The organism is Ahniella affigens (assembly GCF_003015185.1).
GTDB lineage: Bacteria > Pseudomonadota > Gammaproteobacteria > Xanthomonadales > Ahniellaceae > Ahniella > Ahniella affigens.
The window spans coordinates 3072575-3094300 of sequence record NZ_CP027860.1; the positions used below are offsets into that span (position 1 = coordinate 3072575).

Annotated in this window: 15 protein-coding genes; 7 read left to right on the forward strand and 8 right to left on the reverse strand. The window is 60.6% G+C overall.

The window, feature by feature from the left end; all coding sequences use genetic code 11:
• Positions 1-20 precede the first annotated feature (20 nt).
• Positions 21-3812 (reverse strand): sensor histidine kinase, encoded by a 3792-nt coding sequence (locus C7S18_RS11775; RefSeq protein WP_106891752.1) that lies wholly within the window; start codon positions 3810-3812, stop codon positions 21-23.
• A gap of 206 nt (positions 3813-4018) precedes the next feature.
• Here C7S18_RS11775 and C7S18_RS11780 point away from each other — a divergent pair, with 206 nt between their 5' ends.
• From C7S18_RS11780 to C7S18_RS11790, 3 genes are all read left to right on the forward strand, one after another.
• Complete coding sequence (locus C7S18_RS11780; RefSeq protein WP_106891753.1) at positions 4019-5197, forward strand: acetyl-CoA C-acyltransferase; 1179 nt, start codon at positions 4019-4021, stop codon at positions 5195-5197.
• Positions 5198-5293: 96 nt separating this feature from the next.
• Positions 5294-5653, forward strand: coding sequence for a hypothetical protein (locus tag C7S18_RS11785; protein ID WP_106891754.1), 360 nt, complete (start codon positions 5294-5296; stop codon positions 5651-5653).
• A gap of 265 nt (positions 5654-5918) precedes the next feature.
• A complete protein-coding gene (locus tag C7S18_RS11790) occupies positions 5919-7526 on the forward strand; it encodes a carboxyl transferase domain-containing protein (RefSeq protein ID WP_106891755.1) in 1608 nt (535 codons plus the stop codon).
• A 99-nt stretch (positions 7527-7625) separates the two neighbouring features.
• Here C7S18_RS11790 and C7S18_RS11795 read toward each other — a convergent pair whose 3' ends face one another.
• Entirely contained in the window at positions 7626-9143 is a 1518-nt protein-coding gene (locus C7S18_RS11795; protein ID WP_106891756.1) for a hypothetical protein, read from the reverse strand.
• Positions 9140-10330, reverse strand: a complete 1191-nt coding sequence (locus tag C7S18_RS24205) for an EAL domain-containing protein (RefSeq protein ID WP_170113237.1) — start codon at positions 10328-10330, stop codon at positions 9140-9142. The genes C7S18_RS11795 and C7S18_RS24205 overlap by 4 nt, the downstream gene beginning before the upstream one ends.
• A gap of 212 nt (positions 10331-10542) precedes the next feature.
• On the opposite strand from C7S18_RS24205, the gene C7S18_RS11810 reads away from it, so the two are divergent.
• The 3 genes from C7S18_RS11810 to C7S18_RS11820 all read left to right on the forward strand — a co-directional run bounded on the left by C7S18_RS11810 (position 10543) and on the right by C7S18_RS11820 (position 15714).
• Positions 10543-11637 carry a PA0069 family radical SAM protein gene (locus tag C7S18_RS11810; RefSeq protein ID WP_106894009.1) on the forward strand — a complete coding sequence of 365 codons (1095 nt, stop codon included), beginning with the start codon at positions 10543-10545 and terminating at the stop codon, positions 11635-11637.
• A gap of 602 nt (positions 11638-12239) precedes the next feature.
• Positions 12240-15023 carry a molybdopterin-dependent oxidoreductase gene (locus C7S18_RS11815; RefSeq protein ID WP_106894010.1) on the forward strand — a complete coding sequence of 928 codons (2784 nt, stop codon included), beginning with the start codon at positions 12240-12242 and terminating at the stop codon, positions 15021-15023.
• Positions 15024-15099: 76 nt separating this feature from the next.
• On the forward strand, positions 15100-15714 hold the full coding sequence (locus tag C7S18_RS11820) for a dioxygenase family protein (protein WP_170113238.1): 615 nt from the start codon (positions 15100-15102) through the stop codon (positions 15712-15714).
• A 15-nt stretch (positions 15715-15729) separates the two neighbouring features.
• On the opposite strand, the gene C7S18_RS11825 is transcribed toward C7S18_RS11820, so the two are convergent.
• The 5 genes from C7S18_RS11825 to C7S18_RS25125 form a co-directional block, all read right to left on the reverse strand.
• Positions 15730-16221, reverse strand: coding sequence for a methylated-DNA--[protein]-cysteine S-methyltransferase (locus C7S18_RS11825; protein WP_425481104.1), 492 nt, complete (start codon positions 16219-16221; stop codon positions 15730-15732).
• A 207-nt stretch (positions 16222-16428) separates the two neighbouring features.
• Entirely contained in the window at positions 16429-17838 is a 1410-nt protein-coding gene (locus tag C7S18_RS11830) for an AlkA N-terminal domain-containing protein (protein WP_106891760.1), read from the reverse strand.
• A gap of 71 nt (positions 17839-17909) precedes the next feature.
• Positions 17910-18347, reverse strand: a complete 438-nt coding sequence (locus C7S18_RS11835; RefSeq protein WP_106891761.1) for a VOC family protein — start codon at positions 18345-18347, stop codon at positions 17910-17912.
• Between the two features lie 56 nt (positions 18348-18403).
• Positions 18404-18877 (reverse strand): SRPBCC domain-containing protein, encoded by a 474-nt coding sequence (locus tag C7S18_RS11840; protein ID WP_106891762.1) that lies wholly within the window; start codon positions 18875-18877, stop codon positions 18404-18406.
• A gap of 217 nt (positions 18878-19094) precedes the next feature.
• A complete protein-coding gene (locus C7S18_RS25125) occupies positions 19095-19724 on the reverse strand; it encodes a TetR/AcrR family transcriptional regulator (protein WP_106891763.1) in 630 nt (209 codons plus the stop codon).
• 199 nt (positions 19725-19923) lie between these two features.
• On the opposite strand from C7S18_RS25125, the gene C7S18_RS11850 reads away from it, so the two are divergent.
• Positions 19924-21651, forward strand: coding sequence for a cation:proton antiporter domain-containing protein (locus tag C7S18_RS11850; protein ID WP_106891764.1), 1728 nt, complete (start codon positions 19924-19926; stop codon positions 21649-21651).
• Positions 21652-21726 lie beyond the last annotated feature (75 nt).

Here is a 21726-nt window from a genome sequence, read left to right on the forward strand (position 1 = left end):
CGACCCGATTCGCCACCAGATCAGCGCGCCGCGTCGCCACTGGCTAGGGGCAACTCGATCAGGAACTGCACCCCCTGCCCCGGCTCGCTCTGACAACGCACGCTGCCACCCAATAGTTGGACGACCAGGTTGTAGACGATGTGCATGCCAAGGCCGCTTCCGCCTTGGCCACGTTTGGTGGTGAAGAACGGTTCAAAGATCCGAGCCACGACTTCTACCGCCATGCCGCGCCCGTCATCCCGATACACGATACACAGCCGATCCCGTTGCACGCTCGCGTGAATCTCAATTTGTCCGTGCTCCCGTCCTTCAAAACCGTGAATGATCGAGTTCATCACCAGATTGACAAACACCTGATAGAGCGCTCCTGGGAACGTGTCGACCAGCAGGTCGCCCGGGCAGTCGATCGAGACTTTGAACGGCGTTTTCTTCAGGCGCGGCTGCAATGAGGTCAGAATCTCATCGAGGTATTCGCGCAGGTTGACCATGCGCCGCTGCTCGCTGGATTGATCCACCGCCACTTGCTTGAAGCTCTTGATCAGGTGGTCGGCGCGCCGCAAATTGCGAAGAATCAGTTGACTGCTCTCGTCGGCGATCGCCAAGAACTGCTCCAGATCACTCCGCTTCAGCGTGTTCTGGCGCGCCTGCTCGCCAATCCGACGGCTCTCGGTTTCGAGATGCGAGGCGGCGGTCACGCCAATCCCGAGCGGTGTGTTGATCTCGTGGGCCACGCCGGCGACCAACCCACCCAGCGCCGCCATCTTCTCGGACTCCACCAGTTGCTTCTGCGCGTTGCGCAGGTCATCGAGCGTCCGACGCAGATGTTCGTTGGCAATCTGAAAATCACGGGTGCGTGACTCCACCCGTCGCTCCAGGTCTTGATTGATTCGTTGCAGCGCCTCGTCCTGCGCCATGATTTCGGAGACGTCGCGCGAGACACCCGCGATCCGGCGCACGAGCCCCTGGGCATCGCGCTCGACGACCCGCCCGTAGGATTGCACCCAGATCCACCCACCATTCGCGAGCCCCATGCGGTAAGTGGCTCGCATCTGCTCCTTGGTACCCTTGAGCACGTCCCGCATCGCATGATCGAAAATATGAAGATCGTCCGGATGCACAATGTCGCGCAGCATGCTCATCGAGAACACTTTGGTGTCGGACGGAATCCGCAGCTCGATGTGCGGTGTGAACCGGATCAACCGATGATCGAGGAAGTCACATTCCCAGATCTCATCACCAGACGCCTCCAGTGCCAGCGCCAACCGCTGCTCGCTTTCTTGCAGGCGTTGTTGCGCGGCGAGGCGCTGCCGAACTGCTTGCCACAAGGTCCAACCGAGCCACGTACCAAGGCACAGCAGGAGTACCGCGTACGCCGCGATTGCGAACGGATTCCACCACGGCGCCGACGCAACCCGAACGACGACCGGCCCCTCGCTGTCGATCCAGCGCAGGCTTCGTGGCCCGGCGGCCCGCACGAAAAGCGCATACTCCCCTGCCGGCAGATCAGTAAACGTTGCCCGATTGCTGCCGTCCTCAAGATTGACCCAATGCTCGTCGAATCCTTCCAATTGGTATGCGTAGTGAATCGACTCGGCGTTCGCAAAGTTGAAGGTGGAAAACTCGAAGTGCACGATGTCGTCGTCGTAAGCAAGGTCCACTGTGGCCAATGTTGGGGTACCAGCCTGCAACGGGCGACTGACCGCAATGCGCCGGTGCGTCGCCTGCTCACGACTCAAGGCCGTAATCGCCGATATTTGCGGGCGTCGCGGCGGCCTTGGCTCACCAATGCGGCGTGCATCGAAGCGGGTGATGCCTTCGAGCCCACCGAAATAGAAAATGTCTTCGGATTGTTTGGCAATGGCGCCAACAAAATAGCCGCGTCGCTGCGCGCCTTCCGACCAGCCGAAATTGACAATGCTTTGGTCAGCGGGATTAATTCGGCTGATGCCTGTGGCGGTTGAGACCCAGATCGCGCCGCTGCCGTCCTCACCCACCGCCGACACCATGTCCGAACCCAAGCCCTCGGCCCGCCGCAACGCGTGAAAGACATAACGACCCGCATCATCGCGCCGACCACGATTCAAGCCGCCTCCTTGCGTTGCGACCCAAAGACTGCCATCGCGCGCCTCATACAAGTGCGTGACCGCATTGGAACTCAAACTGCCGGGAGTGGCACCGGCGCGATACGCAGTCACCACACCGGTGACCGGGTCCAAACGATCGACACCGACCGTCCGGTAGCCAATCCAGATGCCACCGTCAGCCGTTTCGAGCAACGTATTCGCATACACCGAGCTCAAACCGTCGGTGCTGCCCAACCGTTCAAAGTCGGTGCAACCGGGGCACAGACGATCGATGCCGCCACCAATCGTCGCCACCCACAAGTTGCCACTGCGATCTTCCAGGAGGTCGGCGACATTGTTGCTCGACAATGACGTCGGCGCGGCCGGGTCGTACTGATACAGCTCGAAGTGGTCGCGTGAATCGGGGCGCAGTTTGGACAAGCCGGCCGTCTGCGTTCCGAACCACAGACTGCCGTCGCGGCGCTCAAGCAAGGTGGCGATGGACGAGGCGGCGATGGAATCGGTGCGTGCCGGATCATGCAGGTAACGTTGCACCACGCCTTGCTGCAGGTCGATTCGGGCGCCGCCGCCCTCCTCATGCAACCCGGCGATCAGCATGCCGTCGTGCGTCATGGTGAGTGCCGTCACGGTCGAACTCGCCAAGAAGTTTGGCCGGTCGGGGCGATACTTGAAAGTCTGGAACGATTCGGTCTGCGGATCATGAATGCTGATGCCATTCGACCAGGTACCAATCCAAAGCAACCCGTCGCGATCGATCATCATGCTCTCGACACGGTTGCCGCCAAGCCCATTCCGGCCGATCGGATCTTGCGTCCAGCTGTCGATCTGCCGATGACGCTGGTCGATACGACTGATCCCGCCGTTCGTACCCACCCATAGCCGTCCCGAAGCATCCCGCTTCAGACTGCGCACCGCATCGCTGACCAGGCCATCCTTTGCGCGATAGTGGTTCAGTACCGTTTGATTCTGAAATTCGATGAGGCCATCACTGCCCGTGCCCACCAAAATGGCGCCGCGGTTGCCTTGAACGAGCGTGTACGCGTTCAGCGCGTGGCCGTCCAGTTTAAGCTCCTGAATCTGCTTACGATCGGCACTGACAACGAATGCTCCAATGCCACTCGCTACGGCGAGGCGACCGTCGTCGAGTAACGCCAGATCGCGGACAGCCGTCAGCGCGGGCCCAAAATCCAGTCCGAGTGTTTCGATACGCCGGGTATGGGTGTCGACACGCCGAAGACGTCCGCCCGCGCTGGCCACCCAGATGCCACCCGCCCCATCCGACACCAGGGCAGACACCGAATTTGCGGCCGGCAGCGAGCCATCGGGATCCAGATCGATCTGCTCGAAGTCGTCAGTTTCCGGACGATAGCGGGCCAAACCGCGTCCCTGCGTGCCGAGCCACAGCTCGCCAGACGTCGCCAACACAAGCGTTGCAACGTGGTTGTCAGGGAGACTGTTCGGTTGGTCGTCCGCGTGCCGATACACCCTGATGCTATGGGCATCCAGACGGTTCAATCCGTCGATCGTGCCGACCCAGACCGTTCCCGACAGGTCCTGAACCATGGATCTGACCGTGGACTGGCTCAGGCCGTCTTCCACCGTCACGGGTCGAAACCGAACGTCGTCAAATACCGAGGCCGCCGATTGCGGACGCGCAGCCCACGCGATCTGTGCGAACAGAACGAGGATGATCGACAAATATGCCAACCAGGGGGAGCGCGGCGCCATGCTTGGAGGCTACGCTGTGCGGCAAACGCATACAAGCCCGGTTTCGGTGATGCGTCGACGTGACCCAATCCACCTTTTCGCAACGATGATTGACATGACGCAACATCTCGTAGCGTTTTGCGCCTCATTCCCGGCGGTTTTTTGATTGCAGCGAAAAATGCTGCACCGCATAATCGCGCATTCTCCGCCCTTCCAAAGGAAAGCTCATGAGTGATGCCATCGTTATCGTCGGTGCCAAGCGCACCGCTATCGGTTCCCTGCTCGGCCAGTACACGGGCGTACCGAGTCCACAATTGGCAGCGGCGGCGATCTCGGGCGCACTGACCGAGGCTGGCCTTGGCGCCGACCAGGTCACCGAAGTCATCTTTGGCTGCGTGCTGCCGGCCGGGCTCGGTCAAGCACCGGCACGGCAGGCCGCATTGGCCGCGGGTCTGCCGACCAGCGCTGGCGCGACGACGATCAACAAGGTGTGCGGATCGGGCATGAAGGCCATCATGCTCGGACACGACGCCCTCAAGGTCGGCAGTACCGACGTTGTCGTCGCCGGCGGCATGGAATCGATGACAAACGCCCCGCACCTGCTGCCCAACAGCCGTACCGGGTCGAAATACGGCTCGATCGAGATGCTCGATCACATGGCCTGGGACGGCCTCCAGAATCCCTACGACAAGCAGGCCATGGGTGTATTTGGCGAAATGTGCGTCGAAAAGTTCGCCTACACGCGCGAGGCCCAGGACGCGTTTTCGGCAGAATCCGTCAAGCGCGCTTTGGCCGCGCAGTCTTCGGGCGCGCTGAAAAACGAAATCGCGCCGGTCAAAGTGGCCGGACGCAAGGGTGAGGTCCTGATCGACGCCGACGAAGAACCCGCAAAGTGCGATCTCGGCAAGATCCCGACCCTTCGCGCGGCCTTCAAGAAAGACGGCACGATCACCGCGGCGAGTTCCTCCAAGATTTCAGACGGCGCCGCAGCACTGGTGCTGATGCGCGAATCCGACGCGACCGCTCGCGGCCTGAAGCCGCTGGCGCGGGTGCTCGGCCACAGCAGCCACGCCCAGGAACCCGCATGGTTCACCACCGCGCCGGTCGGCGCCATGCAGAAGTTGCTCGCCAAGCTGAACTGGACCGTTGCCGACGTCGACTTGTTCGAGGTCAACGAGGCGTTCGCCTGTGTGACGATGGCGGCTATGACGGAATTGCATATTCCACACGAGAAAATGAACGTCCACGGCGGCGCCTGCGCCCTCGGGCATCCGATTGGCGCCACCGGCGCCCGGATCGTGGTGAGCCTGATCAATGCCTTGCGTGTGACCGGCGGCAAACGCGGCATGGCGTCGCTTTGCATCGGTGGGGGCGAAGCCACTGCGATTGCGCTGGAACTCGTGTAATATCGCTAGTCGACCTTTCTAAAAGCTGCGCTAGTGGCAGGCCAGCCAATAGTCCAGTGAGGTCGTTTTTAGTCATTCACTCCTAGGAGAATACCAATGAAGCTCACGAAGATTGCCCTCGCCGCCGCTCTGGCACTCGCTCTGTCCGCTTGCCAGGACGCCGCCCAGGACGCGCAGAAGGCTGCCGACACGGCCGCCGCCGCGACCGAACAGGCTGCTGACGCTGTTCAAGACGCCGCCGCCACGACCGCTGACGCCGCCCAAGACGCTGCTGCTGCGACGACCGACGCCGTGCAAGACGCCGCCGCTGCTGTGGGTGATGCCGCTGCTGACGCTGCTGCTGCCCCGGCTGACGCTGCTGCTGCCCCGACTGACGCTGCTGCTGCTCCGGCTGACGCCGCTGCCGCTCCGGCCGACGCTGCTGCCCCGGCCGCTGAAGAAGCCCCGAAGCAGTAAGTTATCGCCCTCGGGCGATCGAAAACCGCCGGCTTGCCGGCGGTTTTTTTGTGTCGAAAATCCAGCACGCCGCCACCCTGCGGATTCGGCGCGCTAGCACCGCTTGCTGAAGCGGGCGGCCAGCCATGATCCGCCTATTTGACCAGGCAGCAACGCGTTGATGAAACGATGCCGGGTCAACAATCAGCAAACTGGCGGGATTGCAAGAGCTTCTCGGCGGCGCCTGCGGTCGCTACCCTGTCGGCCGATCGGAGTCTTTGCCGCCATGCCTAAAATTGTCAGCCATATCGATCCCAAGAGCCCTGCATACCAGGCCAACGAGAGCCACCTGCGGCAGCTCGTTCAGGACTTGAAAGCACGCCTCCAGCAAGCCGCCCTGGGTGGTGGCGACAAGGCGCGCGCCAAACACACGGAACGTGGCAAGCTGTTGCCGCGTGAACGCATTCGCGCCCTGCTGGACGATGGCTCGCCGTTTCTGGAGCTGTCGCCGCTGGCCGGACACGGCATGTACGACGATCAGGCGCCAGGTGCCGGAATCGTGACAGGCATTGGGCGGGTCGCGGGCCAAGAGGTGCTCATTGTCGCCAACGATGCCACGGTCAAAGGCGGCACCTATTTTCCGATGACGGTCAAAAAGCATCTCCGCGCCCAGGAAATCGCCAGCGAGAATCAACTGCCGTGCATCTACCTGGTGGACTCGGGCGGTGCGTTTCTGCCCCTCCAGGACGAGGTCTTTCCCGACAAAGAACACTTTGGCCGGATCTTCTACAACCAAGCGCGCTTGTCGGCACGCAACATCCCGCAGATCGCCGTCGTCATGGGCTCCTGCACGGCAGGCGGTGCCTACGTTCCGGCCATGTGCGACGAGTCCATCATCGTCAAGGAACAAGGCACCATCTTTCTGGGCGGCCCACCGCTTGTCAAAGCGGCCACGGGTGAAATCGTGGATGCCGAGTCGCTGGGCGGCGCCGAAGTGCATTGCTCCGTTTCGGGTGTCACCGATCATTTTGCCGAAAACGACCAGCATGCGTTAATGATTGCCCGCGACATCGTCACGCATCTGAATCGCCAGAAGCAGTTGCCCGTCGCAGTCCAACCGCCGCGCGAACCGCTGTATCCGGCGGAGGACATCTACGGCATTGTGCCGAAAGACACGCGCACACCGTTCGACATCCGCGAAGTCATTGCGCGGCTTGTCGACGGCTCCGAAATGCACGAATTCAAGGCCCGCTTCGGCAAAACGCTCGTTTGCGGTTTCGCGCATATTCATGGCTACCCGGTTGGGATCATCGCGAACAACGGCATCTTGTTTGCCGAAAGCGCACTGAAGGGCGCGCATTTCATTGAGCTATGTAATCAGCGCAACATCCCGTTGGTGTTCCTGCAAAACATCACCGGCTTCATGGTCGGCAAGAAGTATGAGAACGCCGGCATCGCGAAAGACGGCGCCAAGATGGTCACGGCGGTGGCCTGCTCCCACGTGCCAAAGTTCACCGTCATCATTGGCGGCAGCTTTGGCGCCGGCAACTACGCGATGTGCGGGCGCTCCTACGGCGCCAGGTTTCTCTGGACTTGGCCGAATACACGCATCAGTGTCATGGGTGGCGAACAAGCCGCGAGCGTGCTGGCAACGGTTCGTCGCGACGGTCTGGAATCCGCTGGCAAGAGCTGGTCGGGCGACGAAGAGGAACAGTTCAAGGCCCCGATTCGCGAGCAATACGAGCGCCAAGGGCATCCGTACTATGCCTCGGCACGGCTCTGGGATGATGGGATCATCGACCCCGTGGACACGCGGCGCGTGCTCGGCCTCGCGCTCTCAGCCAGCTTGAATGCATCGATCGAACCCGACCGCTTTGGCGTGTTCCGCATGTAGCGCGCGCCACCGCCGAGTCAACCCGGCGGCGCTTCGCGGCGTACCGACAATGGTCAGACGCCGCCAAACGCGGAGGATCGGCGGCCGGGATCAGTCTTCTCAGTCCAGCCGGGTCACCCGCCGGATTCGCTCGTGGGACAACGGCAAACTGGCCGTTCCCGCGCCCGCGGCAATTTTTAGCGTCAGTTTCTCGCCCGCATCGGCCTCGACGATGCCTCGGTGCCGGCTGCCATTCACCAAATCCACCTGAACGAGCCGGCCGATGTAATTCGGCAGCTCATTCTTTGGCACATCGAAGTTGGGTGGCAGCGACGTAATCACATGCTCGGCGTAGGCTTGCTCTTTGACCTTGACGATTTCGTCGCCCGGCGGCGCTTCTTTGGCGTGAAAGGACTTGGGCCGCTCCGAATCCGCAGTAGCCGAACTCTCGGGAATCGGCTCCAGACCGTCCTCCCGGCGGACGAGCACGTAGATGGAATCCAGATCCTCATCATCCGGAATCGCCCGTTCTGGCACGATTTCCATCCGGTACGGGACTGCCGGACCGCCGGGCGCACTGAGTTGGCCATTCATCACAGTGAATACCGCCGCGTCCGAGCGGTGCGAAATATCTTCCCACGCGATCCCTTTCCCAAAATGCGTTTCGAACTGAATGCCCCCTTGGCCCGTGGCGTATCGGCGATAGGTATTCTTGACGTCATCGGTCCACCGCTGGCCATTGGTCTGCAGAATGCGTTCAACCGAACGTAAATGCCGCTCCAGAAATTCCGGCTCCGAAATTCCCGCTTGTTCGGCGCAGTAGCGATTGCGCGCCTTGATGAAGCCTTTGTCGGTGAATGCCCAACGAACCTCAATGGTTCGCCATGACTCGGGATCGGCGTTCAGAAAATTATGGGCATCTTCAAGTTTGAAACGCCGATCGATGATGGCTTGCGACGTTTCGGCATCACCAATGAGGACTCGGCTGCGCAATTCGGTATCGCTCAACACTTCGAACTGCACCTCGATATTGCCACTCGGGGTCGACAACCGCAGGAAGTCGGCAAAATCATCAGCGTGCCACCACCAATCACGTTCGCAGCCGGCGGCCTCAAACAAGGCTCCGCTATAAGGCCCAATCCAATCGATGTCGGTCAGCACGAACTCGGAGCCATAGGCGCCCCAATCGATGCCATTGAAGCGAATCACGAACCGATCCGCCTTCGGCAGCGGATCGGTTCCAAGAAACAACCGGCGCGGCGTTCTCGCACCTTTGAAATTGATGTTCGGCAGTTGCGTACGAACGAGCCATGCGAGCCCGGGCGCCTCGGCTTCGATCTTCTGGACTCGGATCGTGGCGTCGGAATCAGAAGAGTCCGGCTCCAGACTCACGGCGTTGACCACAAAGCGTCCCTTGAGGTCGTAGTCCACTTCACCGTAGTGACCAATTCCGAGCCAGGCATATTGATTGAGAAAGCCCTCAGTCCAGAGCTGGATTTCGGTCCGGATCAAGAAATGCGTCAGCATCAAATAGCCGATGATCAGCAGCGGCGCCAAGTAAAGCGGCACTTCCCGCCCGAAGATTTGCGGGCGCAACCAATTTCGCCGCCGCGGCACGTAGGTCTTTTGTTTGCTCATCCGCGACGACGCTCCATGACTTCATCCAGGGATTGGGGCTTTCCGATCAGATAGCCCTGGGCATACCGACAATTGAGCTCGCCCAACGCGGCCAATTGGGCTTCGGTCTCGACGCCTTCGGCAACCAGATCAGCTTCCAGCGCACGTACCATTTCAATGATGGCCTTGACGATGGCCAGGCTTCTTGGCGCATCCAGCATCTGCCGAACAAACCCCTGATCCAGCTTGACCGTATTGAACTTTAGTTTGTGCAGGTGACCGAGGTTCGAATAGCCTGTACCAAAATCATCAAGCGCGACTTTGATTCCCGTCGCGTGGCACCGTTCGATTAATTCGCCGACCCGCTCGTAATCGAGTGTCAGGCTCTCGGTCACTTCGACCTTGATCTGGCGCCGGTCAATGCCGTGCTTGTCTGCGGCCTGATTGATGGCGGCCAGCATGTCAGCTTCGGCAAGTTGGCGGCCAGACATATTCACGGCGATAAATGGCGCCGACGTGTCTCCGGATTGCATGATTCGGGCGATGGCACCGGCCACCCGATCGAGAACATATTCGCCGACCGGCAGAATCAACGAGGTTTCCTCAGCCAGCGCGATGAACTCCATGGGTGAAATCGGGCCACGCTGCGGATGCGTCCAGCGCACCAAGGCCTCGTATCCGGCAATGTGGCGCTTCGAAATCTCGTAAATCGGCTGAAAGCGCACATCGAGTTCGCCGTTGGTCAGTGCATCGCGGAGCTGTGTTTCCAGCCAGATCTTCGCCACGGCGGAGTTGTCGTAGCCATCGGCATCGACATGGGATTGGCCCGCCGGAAACGCGACTGCCGATTCGCTGCTGGTGCCGCTACGCAGTTGTGCGAGCGCATTGCGATACCGAAACAACTGCCCGCGAAGCAGCGCCCGCACGATCGGATCGGCGTTGCTGATTCGTTCACTGATCTGCGCTTGATCGACTTCGATCAACGCAACATCGGTGCGGGCGCGCGCGTCGGCCGTACGCGGGGACTGATCGATCACGGCCATCTCGCCAAGCAGATCGCCCTCGCCCAACACACTGAGCAACAGCGGCTGACCATTCTGCAACGTGGAGATCTCGACCTGTCCTGATTCAATCAGATACGCAGAGGTCGGCGGATCACCCTCCCGGAACAGATACTCGCCCGCTTTGATGTCTATCCGCCTGCTCACCGAATCATGCTCCCGAACTCCCGGATCGACCTGGATGCTAGCATTTTGTGACGTTTGCGACCGCTGGTCTGCTTCGCAGAATGGCCAGACACGCAAAAGGTTTAAACTTTCTCTTTTAAAACAATAACCTGACGAGCAACTTCCCACGATGGACGCGCACCGGCATGAACCGGTCGCAGGTTCTGAGACGGGCCCCGTGGCAGAATATCGGCATGTCCTCGCCACCACAAAAACCGGGCACGATCAAGGGTCGCGGAATCCAATCCAATCGCGAAGGTCGATTCGAATCGACCCGCGTCGAGGCCTTTGATGACGGCTGGTTTCAAGAGGATGGCGATCCGGCCCGCCCGGCGACCGAGGTCCGCCTGGAAGTCGCAAAGTCGATCATCAGCGAGAATCAATCGCCGGATCTGCCTTTTGATTTGTCATTGAATCCGTATCGAGGTTGCGAGCACGGTTGCTCTTATTGCTACGCCCGCCCGTCGCACAGCTATTTGAATCTGTCAGCGGGTCTCGACTTCGAAACGAAGCTATTCGCGAAAACCAACGCGGCACAGCAGTTACGGCAAGAGCTCCGCAAGCGTTCGCATCGCGTGTCGGCAATCAATTTCGGTGCCAACACCGATCCGTATCAGCCCATCGAGCGAACCTACCAGATCACGCGCCAGTGTCTGGAAGTCCTGTTGGAATGTCGACATCCGCTGACGATCATCACGAAGAATGCGATGGTCGAGCGCGATCTCGACCTCTTGAAGCCCCTGGCCGAACTGGATCTCGTGCAAGTGTTTCTGTCGGTGACGTCACTCGACAATCGGCTTTCGGCCAAACTCGAGCCGCGAGCCACCGCGCCCCATCGTCGCATTGAAGCCATTCGTCGATTGAATGCAGCCGGCGTCCCCGCGGGCGTGTTTGTCGCACCGATCATTCCGATGATTACCGACCGCGACCTCGAAGCGATTCTGGAAGCGGCAGCCGGCGCCGGCGCGAGGCATGCGAGTTACACACTGATCCGCCTGCCACACGAAGTCAAAGACCTGTTCCGCGAGTGGTTGGCCACGCATTTTCCCGAACGCGCCGAACATGTCATGCATCGGATTCAGGACATCCGCGGCGGCAAAGACTACGACTCGCGATTCTTCCATCGCATGAAGGGTCAGGGCGTCTTCGGCGAACTGATCCGGCAACGGTTCGACATCGCGTGCCGCAAGTTCGGCCTGGATCGACGCGAGCAATCGCAGCTACGCACCGATCTGTTCAGGCCGCCGGCGCAAGCGGGTGACCAGGCCGATTTGTTTGGCGGGGGCTGACCGCGACTGACCCGACACACCAAGCGAGATTGATTCGCGGCTGAAGCCGCTCCTACAAAAACCATCGTGCCAAGGCGCGGTTTTGGCACGACCTGTCGCTCTTTGTGGGAGGGCCTCCAGGCCCGAACGATCTTGCGGCGAGATTGATTCGCGGTTGAAGCCGCCCCTACAAGAACCATCGTGCCAAGCCGCGGTTTTGGCACGACCTGTCGCTCTTTGTGGGAGGGCCTTCAGGCCCGAACGATCTTGCGGCGAGATTGATTCGCGGCTGAAGCCGCTCCTACAAAAACCATCGTGCCAATCTTCAGCTGCGACAGGGTCTGTCGCCTATTGTAGGAGGGCCTTCAGGCCCGAACGATCTTGCGACGAGATTGATTCGCGGCTGAAGCCGCTCCTACAAAAACCATCGTGCCAAACCGCGGTTTTGGCACGACCTGTCGCTCTTTGTGGGAGGGCCTTCAGGCCCGAACCAATCTTGCCGCAAGCCCTGTCCGCCGCTACAGCCGCTGACTCAAATGCCTACGATCGATCGCAAGTCAGAGACCCAAGAGTCAACATCACAAACCAGTTACCATCCGCGGCTGTTCCGCCTTGTCGCCGCCATGAACTCAGAACAGCTCAATCTGCATCAACCGATCGGTGACACGGTCAAGACCACGACCTGTTACATGTGCGCGTGTCGCTGCGGGATCAAAGTTCATTTGAAGGACGGAAAAGTCCGGTACATCGAAGGCAATCGCGATCACCTGGTCAACCAAGGCGTGATCTGCGCGAAAGGCTCGGCCGGCATCATGCAGCATTACTCGCCCGCACGGCTGCAGTCGCCGATGCTGCGTGTGGGCGAACGTGGCGAGGGCAAGTTCAAGGCCATCAGCTGGGACGAGGCACTGAATCTTGCAACAGGTTGGCTGCGTGACATTCGGAGCCGAAATCCGAACGAGCTCGCGTTCTTCACCGGCCGTGATCAATCGCAGGCACTGACCGGTTGGTGGGCGCAGCAGTTTGGCACGGTCAACTATGCCGCTCACGGCGGGTTCTGTTCGGTCAACATGGCCGCAGCGGGCATGTACACGCTCGGCTCGTCCTTCTGGGAATTCGGCGAGCCGGACTGGCACCACTGTCAGTACCTGATGCTCTGGGGCGTGGCCGAAGACCATGACTCGAACCCGATCAAGATCAACCTAGGCAAGCTCAAGCAGCGTGGCGTCAAGATTGTCGCGATCAATCCCGTGCGGACGGGCTACGCGGCGATTGCCGATGAATGGGTCCCCATCCGTCCCGGCACGGACGGGCTCCTCATCGGCGCGCTGATCCACGAGTTGCTGCGCCGGGACGCAGTCGATCTGGAGTACTTGGTACGCTACACGAACGCGCATCACTTGGTCATCGATGATCCAGATGGCGCGGAGCACGGACTCATCTACCGCGACGCCAACGGTGAAGCGCTCTGCTTTGATCAAACGAGCCAATCGTTGCAGCCCGCGCTAGCGACCACCATCACGCCGGCGCTGGTTGGCGACTATCAGAGCCCCGATGGTCGCCGTCTGCGCCCGAGCTTTCATCTGCTCGCAGAGCGATTCCTGGACCCGAGCTATGCGCCCACACGGGTTGCCGAACAATGCGACGTGCCGGTCGCGGTCATTCACCGACTCGCCGATGAATTGATTCACGCGGCGTTTCAGCAAGCAGTAACGTTGCCTGTCCAGTGGACCGACTACGCGGGTCGCCAGCACGACACGATGACAGGTCGCCCTGTCGCCATGCATGCGATGCGGGGAATCGCTGCGCACAGCAACGGCTTTCATACGTGCCGCATGCTGCATGTATTGCAAATGCTGCTCGGCGCGATCGAAACGCCAGGCTCGTTCCGCTTTCAGCCGCCGTATCCAAAAGGCATTCCGCCCGCGAATCGACCAGGCAAGACCCGTAATGCCGCGGGCGTGCTCGACGCCGCCCCACTCGGTTTTCCGCAAGGCCCTGAAGACTTGCTGGTTGATCAGGACGGCCAACCCACGCGCATTGATCACGCGTTCTCGTGGGCGTACCCGCTGTCTGCGCACGGCATGCTGCATTCGGTGATTCGCAATGCGTGGGCCGGTGATCCTTACAAGATCGATACCTTGTTCCTCTTCATGGCGAACATGAGCTGGAACTCCGGCATGGCCAGCGGCGAGATGCAGCGCATGCTCGCTGATCGCCATGCGGATGGCGAATACCGCATCCCGCATCTGATCTATGTCGACGCGTACCACTCGGAAATGGTCAACTATGCCGACCTGATTCTGCCCGACACGACCTATCTGGAGCGGCATGATTGCATCTCGATCCTCGATCGCCCGATCTCGGATGCCGATCATGTCGCGGATGCGATTCGGTCGCCCGTGGTTGAACCAGATCGCGATGTGCGACCATTTCAATCCGTGTTGCTCGACCTTGGCGCGCGTCTCGGCCTTGGCGCGCTGTGCCGCCCCGATGGCAGTCCAAAGTACCCCGGTGGCTTTGCCGACTACATGGTGCAGCACGAGCGTGCACCAGGCCTAGGCCTGCTCGCGGGCTGGCGGGCCGATGGCAATGCGTCGGGCAAAGGCGCGCCGAACCCCGATCAGTTGGCGCACTATCAAGCGTCTGGACATTTCTGGAAGCAGGAAGTGCCCGAATCGGCGCGCTACTACAAGATGGCCAACGCTGACTATTTGCGCTGGGCCGAGTCACTCGGATTGCTAGCCAATCGGCCGTTGCCCGAATCCTTCAGCGAGCACAGCGGTGCGCTCAGGCCTTACGTGTTTCAACTGTATGCCGAAGTGCTGGCCCGGTTTCGCAATGCGGCACGCGGTTTCGGCGATCAGCAGCCGCCGGAAGCCTTGCGCGAGCGCGTGTTGCAGTACGCCGATCCGTTACCGTTTTGGTACGCGCCGTTCGAAGGCGCGCAAGCTGATCCGAAAGCATTCCCGTTGCATGCCATCACGCAGCGGCCGATGTTCATGTATCACGCCTGGGGCTCGCAAAACCGTTGGCTCAGACAAATTGCGGCGCGCAACGTGCTGTACGTGCACCCCGCAACGGCAAGCGCGCATGGCCTGATCGATGGCGACTTGGCCGAACTCGAAAGCCACGCTGGCCGGATCCGCATGGAGATCGCGTGTCATGAGGGCGTGGCCCAGCACACGGTCTGGACTTGGAATGCCATCGGCAAGCAAAAGGGTGCTTGGGCACTGACCGATCGCGCGCCCGAATCAACGCGCGGATTCTTGTTGAACCCGCTCATTCATGACCGCACACCGGATCAGCAATTCATCAATGCCGACCCGATTACCGGACAGGCCGCGTGGTTCGACCTGCGGGTCCGTCTACGGCGCGTGAATGACAACGATAGCGGTCAACGGTAGATAGGTCGGAAGGCACTTGTACAAAATTGGCGCGACGCCAAGCTTGCAGCCCTGATCCATGGCCAGGAAACGTTCTATGAAGCTGCTCGCACGCTTTGCAGTATTGCTGCCTTTCGCTTTCTCCGTGCATGCCGAAGAACCGGTGCTGGGCGGCCCCTGCGAAGGCTGCGAGAACGTGTTCATTGGGATGCCGTCTGAATTGAGCAGCGAAGCGCGAATCGCGCCGGCAGATGCAGCGGGCGATCCGATGCAGATCTCTGGCGTCGTGCGCGACCAGGTGGGCAATCCGGTGCCGGGCGTGATTGTCTACGCCTACTCGACCAATAGCGCGGGCATTTATCCCGAAGACACCGCGAACCACACGCGCCATGGGGCCTATCGCGGTTGGGTGAAGACCGGCGACGATGGCAGCTTCCTGATGCATACCATCCGCCCGGGGCATTATCCGAAAACCGACATTCCCGAGCACGTCCACATGCATGTGATCGAGCCGGGCTGCGGCACCTACTATGTCGACGACATGGTGTTTCTCGACGATCCGCTGCTCACCGAGAAGGAAAAGCTGGCGCGCGAGAAGCGCCCGCGTGGTGGTCAGGGCATGATCCGCGCGATGCTGTTGATGGGCACGTGGTATGCGATTCGTGACATTACCCTGGGCGAGAACATTCCGGGTTATCACTGCAAGAAGTAGTCGGCCCGCGGTCGATCACGCAAACAAGTTGCGCTGCGACGCTTCGAGCTCCAGCAGTTGCTGCTTGATCGCGATGCCGCCGCCAAATCCGGTCATGCTGCCATCCGATCCAATGACTCGGTGGCAGGGGATGATGATCGGCACCGGATTCCGGCCATTGGCGGCCCCGACGGCACGCACGGCCTTAGCTTGGCCAAGACGCGACGCGAGGTCTGCGTAGGACCACGTTTCGCCATAGGGAATCTGCTGCAGTGTTTGCCAGACCCGAGTTTGAAATGCGGTGCCCTGTGGCCCGATCGCGAGATCAAACACTTGGCGTGTCCCAGCGAAATATTCGGCGAGTTGCCGTCGCGCCTCGGTGAACGCATCGGCGCGAAACACCCAGTCCGCGCGGTCGGCAGGAGGGTGTCGATTGGTGGGAAATAGTAGATATTGGAGGCAGTCGCCCACCCCGGCCAAGGTCAGACCGCCGATCGGCGAATCCATGTCGACATAAGCGATCATCAGCAAAGTCCCATTGGTAGTGTGGTCGTTGGCAGTGCGTGGTTTTTGGCAACGATCAGCCCGGCATGGTTGCATCCGAAAGTAGCCACCGCGCCAACACACGCTGAGGGTGCTGGTTTCACGTCCGAATTTGGGCCGGACGCGAAGCGAATGGGGTCAAACAGCAGTTTCAACGACTGCCCCGCCGGATCTGCAATTGCCGGTCACTCATCATGATTCGCTCCAGCAATAAAGCACCCCATAAGCACGCCAGGGCCGCCAGCGTTCTACCCGCTGTAACAGTGCTGCCGCTTTGTCGACACCGAGGCGACGCTTGATGATCAGATCATCGACCACAAATGCATCGGGCGCGCCGATCGCCCGCATGGCCATGTAGTTCGCGGTCCAAGGGCCGATGCCAGGCAGGGCCACGGCTTGCGCCGTAAACTGTGCCAGGGTCTGAATTGGTGAGAGCGACAATTGCCCGTTCGCCACGGCGGCGGCGAACGCCCGTACCGCTTCTGCGCGCTTCAAGGGAATGCCAAACGTTTCCGGCGCTCGCGCAGCCAAACTGGCCGGGTCGGGAATCGCCAAGTGGGCGCCTTCCCCAACGAGCAGTCGATTCAGCAACGTTCGTGTCGCAGCAACGCTGATCTGTTGCCCCAGGATCGCGCGGACGCCCGTCTCGAAAGCGTCCAATCCCACCGGCAAGCGCAAGCCAGGCCGGTTCTTCACGAGCTCACGCAGGCGCGGGTCGCGTTCGAGCACCGCCGCGATGGCCAGCGGATCAGCATCGAGATCGAACGCTAGGCGGACGCGTCGCGCCAGCTTGGGCACCAATGCGGTTGGCAATCCGTCCACTTGCAGTTCCAAACAGGCGTGCTTCGGCAGATGGCGCACACTCAGGTGCGCGAAAGCGCCATCGATTTTCAAGACCCGATGATAGGCGTCATCCTGCACCGATTCGACCGCAGGTAGTGCGCGCAGACGCAGAAACTCGAGTATCTGCGCCCAGTCGTAGGGCGGCCGATACGGCAGCCGCAAGCAAACGCCTGGTCGTCGGTCACCTGACAGCTGCTTCCGGAGCCGCAGCGGATTCATGCCAAGCGACGACTGCAATGCTCCGTTGAACCCGCGGATACTGCGATAGCCCGCCGCGAGCGCAATCTCGGTAACCGGCCGATCAGTCTCCGTCAGCAGTTGCTTGGCGAGATGCAAACGCCTCGTGGCAGCGGCCTCTGCAGGCGTTATCTGCCAGCGGGCAAGAAATTGTCGCCGCAGCTGCCGTTCGGACAATCCATAGACCTTGGCAAACGCTGTCGGCGATTGTCGATCCAATGCACCTTCCTGAATGGCCAGCCAGGCCTGTTCAATGAGATCGTCGACGAGACGAAGCCGGTGATCTTCGGGTGCGATCTCGGGGCGACAGCGCAGACAGGGCCGATAGCCAGCCGCCTGCGCCTCACCAGCGGTTCGGAAATAGGTGATGTTCCGCACGAGGGGCGCCGGCGCCGGGCAGATCGGCCGACAATAAATTCGGGTGCTGCGGACGGCGATGAAGAACATCCCGTCGAAGCGCCGATCACGGCTCTTGCGGGCATCTTCGAACACGCTCAGTTCGGCATCGGTCCAGGTACTCATGCGACCAGTCTAGCGGCTGCCACACCGCCAGACTGGCAGAAACTGGACATCGTCTTGCGATGCCCGATCCGTCAGACCGCCGGGACTTCAGTGGTAGCTGCTTTCGAACCCAAGAAGTTCAACATCCAGGGCGTACCGTAGCGATCGGTGAACATGGCAAAACGGTCAGCCCAGAATGTTTCATTCGCTGGCATTTCGATGCTTCGCGCACCGTCGGACAATGCCGCGTGAATGCGCTCGAATTCGACGAGACTGTCTGGCGCCAAACAGACGCGAAAGCCGCGAGGTGACTCATACATGCCCTCCGGGCAATCCGAAGCCATCAACAAGGTATCGCCGAATTTCAGCGACAGGTTCATGACCCAGTCCTTGCCATTGGGCCCCATACAGTCGACCGGCGCGGTGCTCGCACGCGTGACGTTGAACACACGACCATTCAACACTTGGGCATAGTGTTTCGCGGCCTCCAGGCAATCACCGTTGAACATCAGATAGGGGTAAGCAAGCATCGTTTCCTCCAGAAGGTTTTTGGGAGCAGTCGCAGGTCTTTGCCTACGACAACTCATCAAGCGGTCAAACCGGCCGCCAAGGCTTCGAGTTGGCGTGCGGCCGCAGTCCAACCCGGTTCGAAGCCCATCGCCGCATGTTCGGCCTGTGCTTCGGCATTCCAGTGATAGGCCCGGCCCACGAATTTTGTGCGTCCGTTGCCCAAATCGACATACATGAAATCGCCGACGATGAACGCTCGCGCGCTCGGCAACCAGCCTGGCTGAAACGCGTCGGTAAACATGATGCGGCGCTTTGGTTCCACCGCCAAGAACACTCCAGGCTCACCAAACTGTTCGCCGTTCGGCCCCTGCATCAACGTATAGAACTCGCCGCCGGGTCGCATATCCATGCGCACATCCACGACCTGCCATGGTTTCGGGCAAAACCACTGTTTCAGGAGTTCAGGCTCCACCCAGCAGCGCCATATCTGCTCGACCGATGCATTCAATTCCAGCTCAACGCGTAGTTCATGCGGGTGCGGTTTGCTCATGTGGTTTCGTGTCCTTTGTCAATTTGGGTGCGCCAAATGTGGCGCGATCGGGCGGTGGTTGCACACTTCAGCGCGCCCCATCCAGGACGCGTTCTGCCAAGGCGCCGCTGAACCCGTACAGAGGCGCCGCGGGCGATTTCTGGCCCGCCTGTAATCAAGCACGCAAGCGCTTGAGTCGAACGTGTGCCGTCCTTGGCACACCCCTGCGAATCGGTGTTCAGCGAACGTCTTGCTCCTTGAGGCTCTGGCTGAGGTAACGCTTCAAATGCTGAATGCTGTCGCTTACGTGGCTCGCGTTTTGATCGGCTTTCGCCAGAATGAACGCGCCCTGCAGCACCGCCTGGGTCAGCAAGGCAAGACTGCGCGCGCTGAATGCATCATCGCGACCAGCCGCCTTGATGGCGGCATCGAGGTCGGCCTCAAGCGTGGCGGCATGCGAAAAGATCGAATCGCGGCAGGCCAAGCGGACTGCCTCCGAACTGTCGTAAGCCTCCTGAACGATGGTGCCGACCAGACACGTGAACTCACAGACCTTGCCCTGGACCAGCGCTTGCCGAAAGTCCAGGTACGCCAGCACACGAGCCAACGGTGTCGCGGCTTGGTGATACGGCGCCGCTGCGAACAGATCGCCCGTCACTGCTGACCAGTGCGTTGCAGCTGCAACGGCAAGCGCCTCTTTCGAACTGAAGTGATGAAAGAACGCGCCCTTCGACACGCCAGACGCTTGGCACAGATCGTCTACCGTCGTGGCGGCATAGCCTTTGGCACGGATCACCGCGAACGCCGCCATCAACAAGCGGCTGCGGGCGTCGCCTCGTTCGGGTTGATGAGTAGGTCTGCGGGACATGACTAAGTTATACCGACTAGTTGGTATGTTTGCAAGACTGAATGCAATCGGAACTTTTCTGGTCGGCCAGCCCGCGACGTTTTCTGTAACTACATCAATACTTTATTGCCCGCTATTGGTCGGATTACCCGCCGTGGCGCACCGCGCGAACAGTCCCGCCGGGCCGCCGTCTTCACGTTCCGGAAACTAGAATCGGCCCATGCCACACGACATTTCGCTCATTGCCACGATCGCATCTGGATTCGGCCTCGCGCTGGTCTGCGGATTCATCGCCACCAAACTCCGGCTGCCCCCACTGGTCGGCTACCTCATTGCTGGCGTCATGATCGGCCCGGCAACTCCGGGTTACGTCGGCGACATCGGCCTCGCCACCCAACTGGCCGAAATTGGCGTGATGCTGCTGATGTTCGGCGTCGGCCTGCACTTTTCGCTCGACGACCTCATGGCCGTCAAGCGCATCGCCCTACCCGGCGCGATCGTTCAAATCGTCGCGGCGACTGCCATGGGCGCAGCCATTGCCCACTATTGGGGCTGGCCCCCGGGCGCCGCGCTCGTGTTCGGCCTATGTTTGTCAGTCGCCAGCACCGTCGTGCTGTTGCGAGCCTTGGAAGCGAAAGGCTTGCTGAAATCTGTCAATGGACAGATCGCTATCGGCTGGCTGGTCGTGGAAGACCTCGTGATGGTCCTCGTACTCGTGCTGTTGCCGAGCCTCGCCACGTTGTTGCAGTCAATGGGCGATGACGCCGTGACCGCGAGCGCCGACCCGGCCATCTGGCGCACGATCGGCTTCACGCTGTTGAAAGTCAGCGCCTTTATCGCCCTGATGCTGGTCGTCGGCAAGCGGTTGTTACCGAAAATGCTGTGGTGGGTCGCCAGTACTGGGTCACGCGAACTGTTCACGCTAAGCGTTATCGCAGCAGCCGTCGGCGTCGCATTCGGCGCCGCAAAATTGTTTGACGTGTCGTTTGCGCTCGGCGCATTTTTTGCCGGGATGATGCTTCGCGAATCCGAATTCAGCCATCGCGCTGCCGACGAGTCCATGCCACTACGCGACGCATTCGCCGTGTTGTTCTTCGTGTCCGTGGGCATGCTGCTCGATCCGCAAATCATCTGGCAACAACCACTCAAACTGTTCCTCGTGGTCATGGTCGTCATGCTGGGCAAGACCGTGGTCGCCATCGCAATCGTGCTGGCGTTCCGGTACCCGCTGAATACCGCACTGACAGTGGGCGCGAGTCTCGCGCAGATTGGTGAGTTTTCGTTCATCCTGGCCGGCCTTGGCGTCTCGCTCGGGCTCATGTCTACTGAGCTGCAAAGCCTGGTACTTGCTGCCGCCATTATCTCCATTGCCCTGAATGCGGCGCTCTTTGCGCTGATCGAGCCGCTACGCCAGTGGATCCTGGCGCGCTCCGACTTTGCCCGCCGCCTGGAATTGCGCGACGACCCACTCGCCCAACTCCCGATGAGCACAGACGAGAAATTCCTCAGCGGCCAAGTAGTCCTGGTTGGTTATGGTCGCGTCGGCCGGAAAATTGCCGAGACGCTGACTGCGGACAATCTGCCCTTTGTCGTTGCCGAGCAAAACCGCGAACGCGTCGAAGCGCTGCGCGAACAAGGCGTCAAAGCGGTGTTTGGCGATGCGTCCAGCCCGGAAGTCTTGATTCAGGCGCACATTGCCAAAGCGTCCATGCTAGTCATTGCAATACCGGACTCGGTGGATATGCATCGGATGGTCGAGATTGCCCGAACCTTGAACCCCGACATTCGCGTGGTCATCCGAAGCCCTAACGAAGAAGAAGCGACGCAATTGAGCAGCGCGCTTCGCGCAACGGTGTTTGTCGGGGAACACGAACTGGCCAAAGGGATCAGCCACCATATTCAGGCCACCCTGCGGACGCCACTGCCTGTCGCAACGCCCCGGACCTGAAAACGTTTCAGTGCCAACACGGGAACGACGCTGTGCGCCGATCACACTCCGATCGGCCGGAACATTGCGACCCAG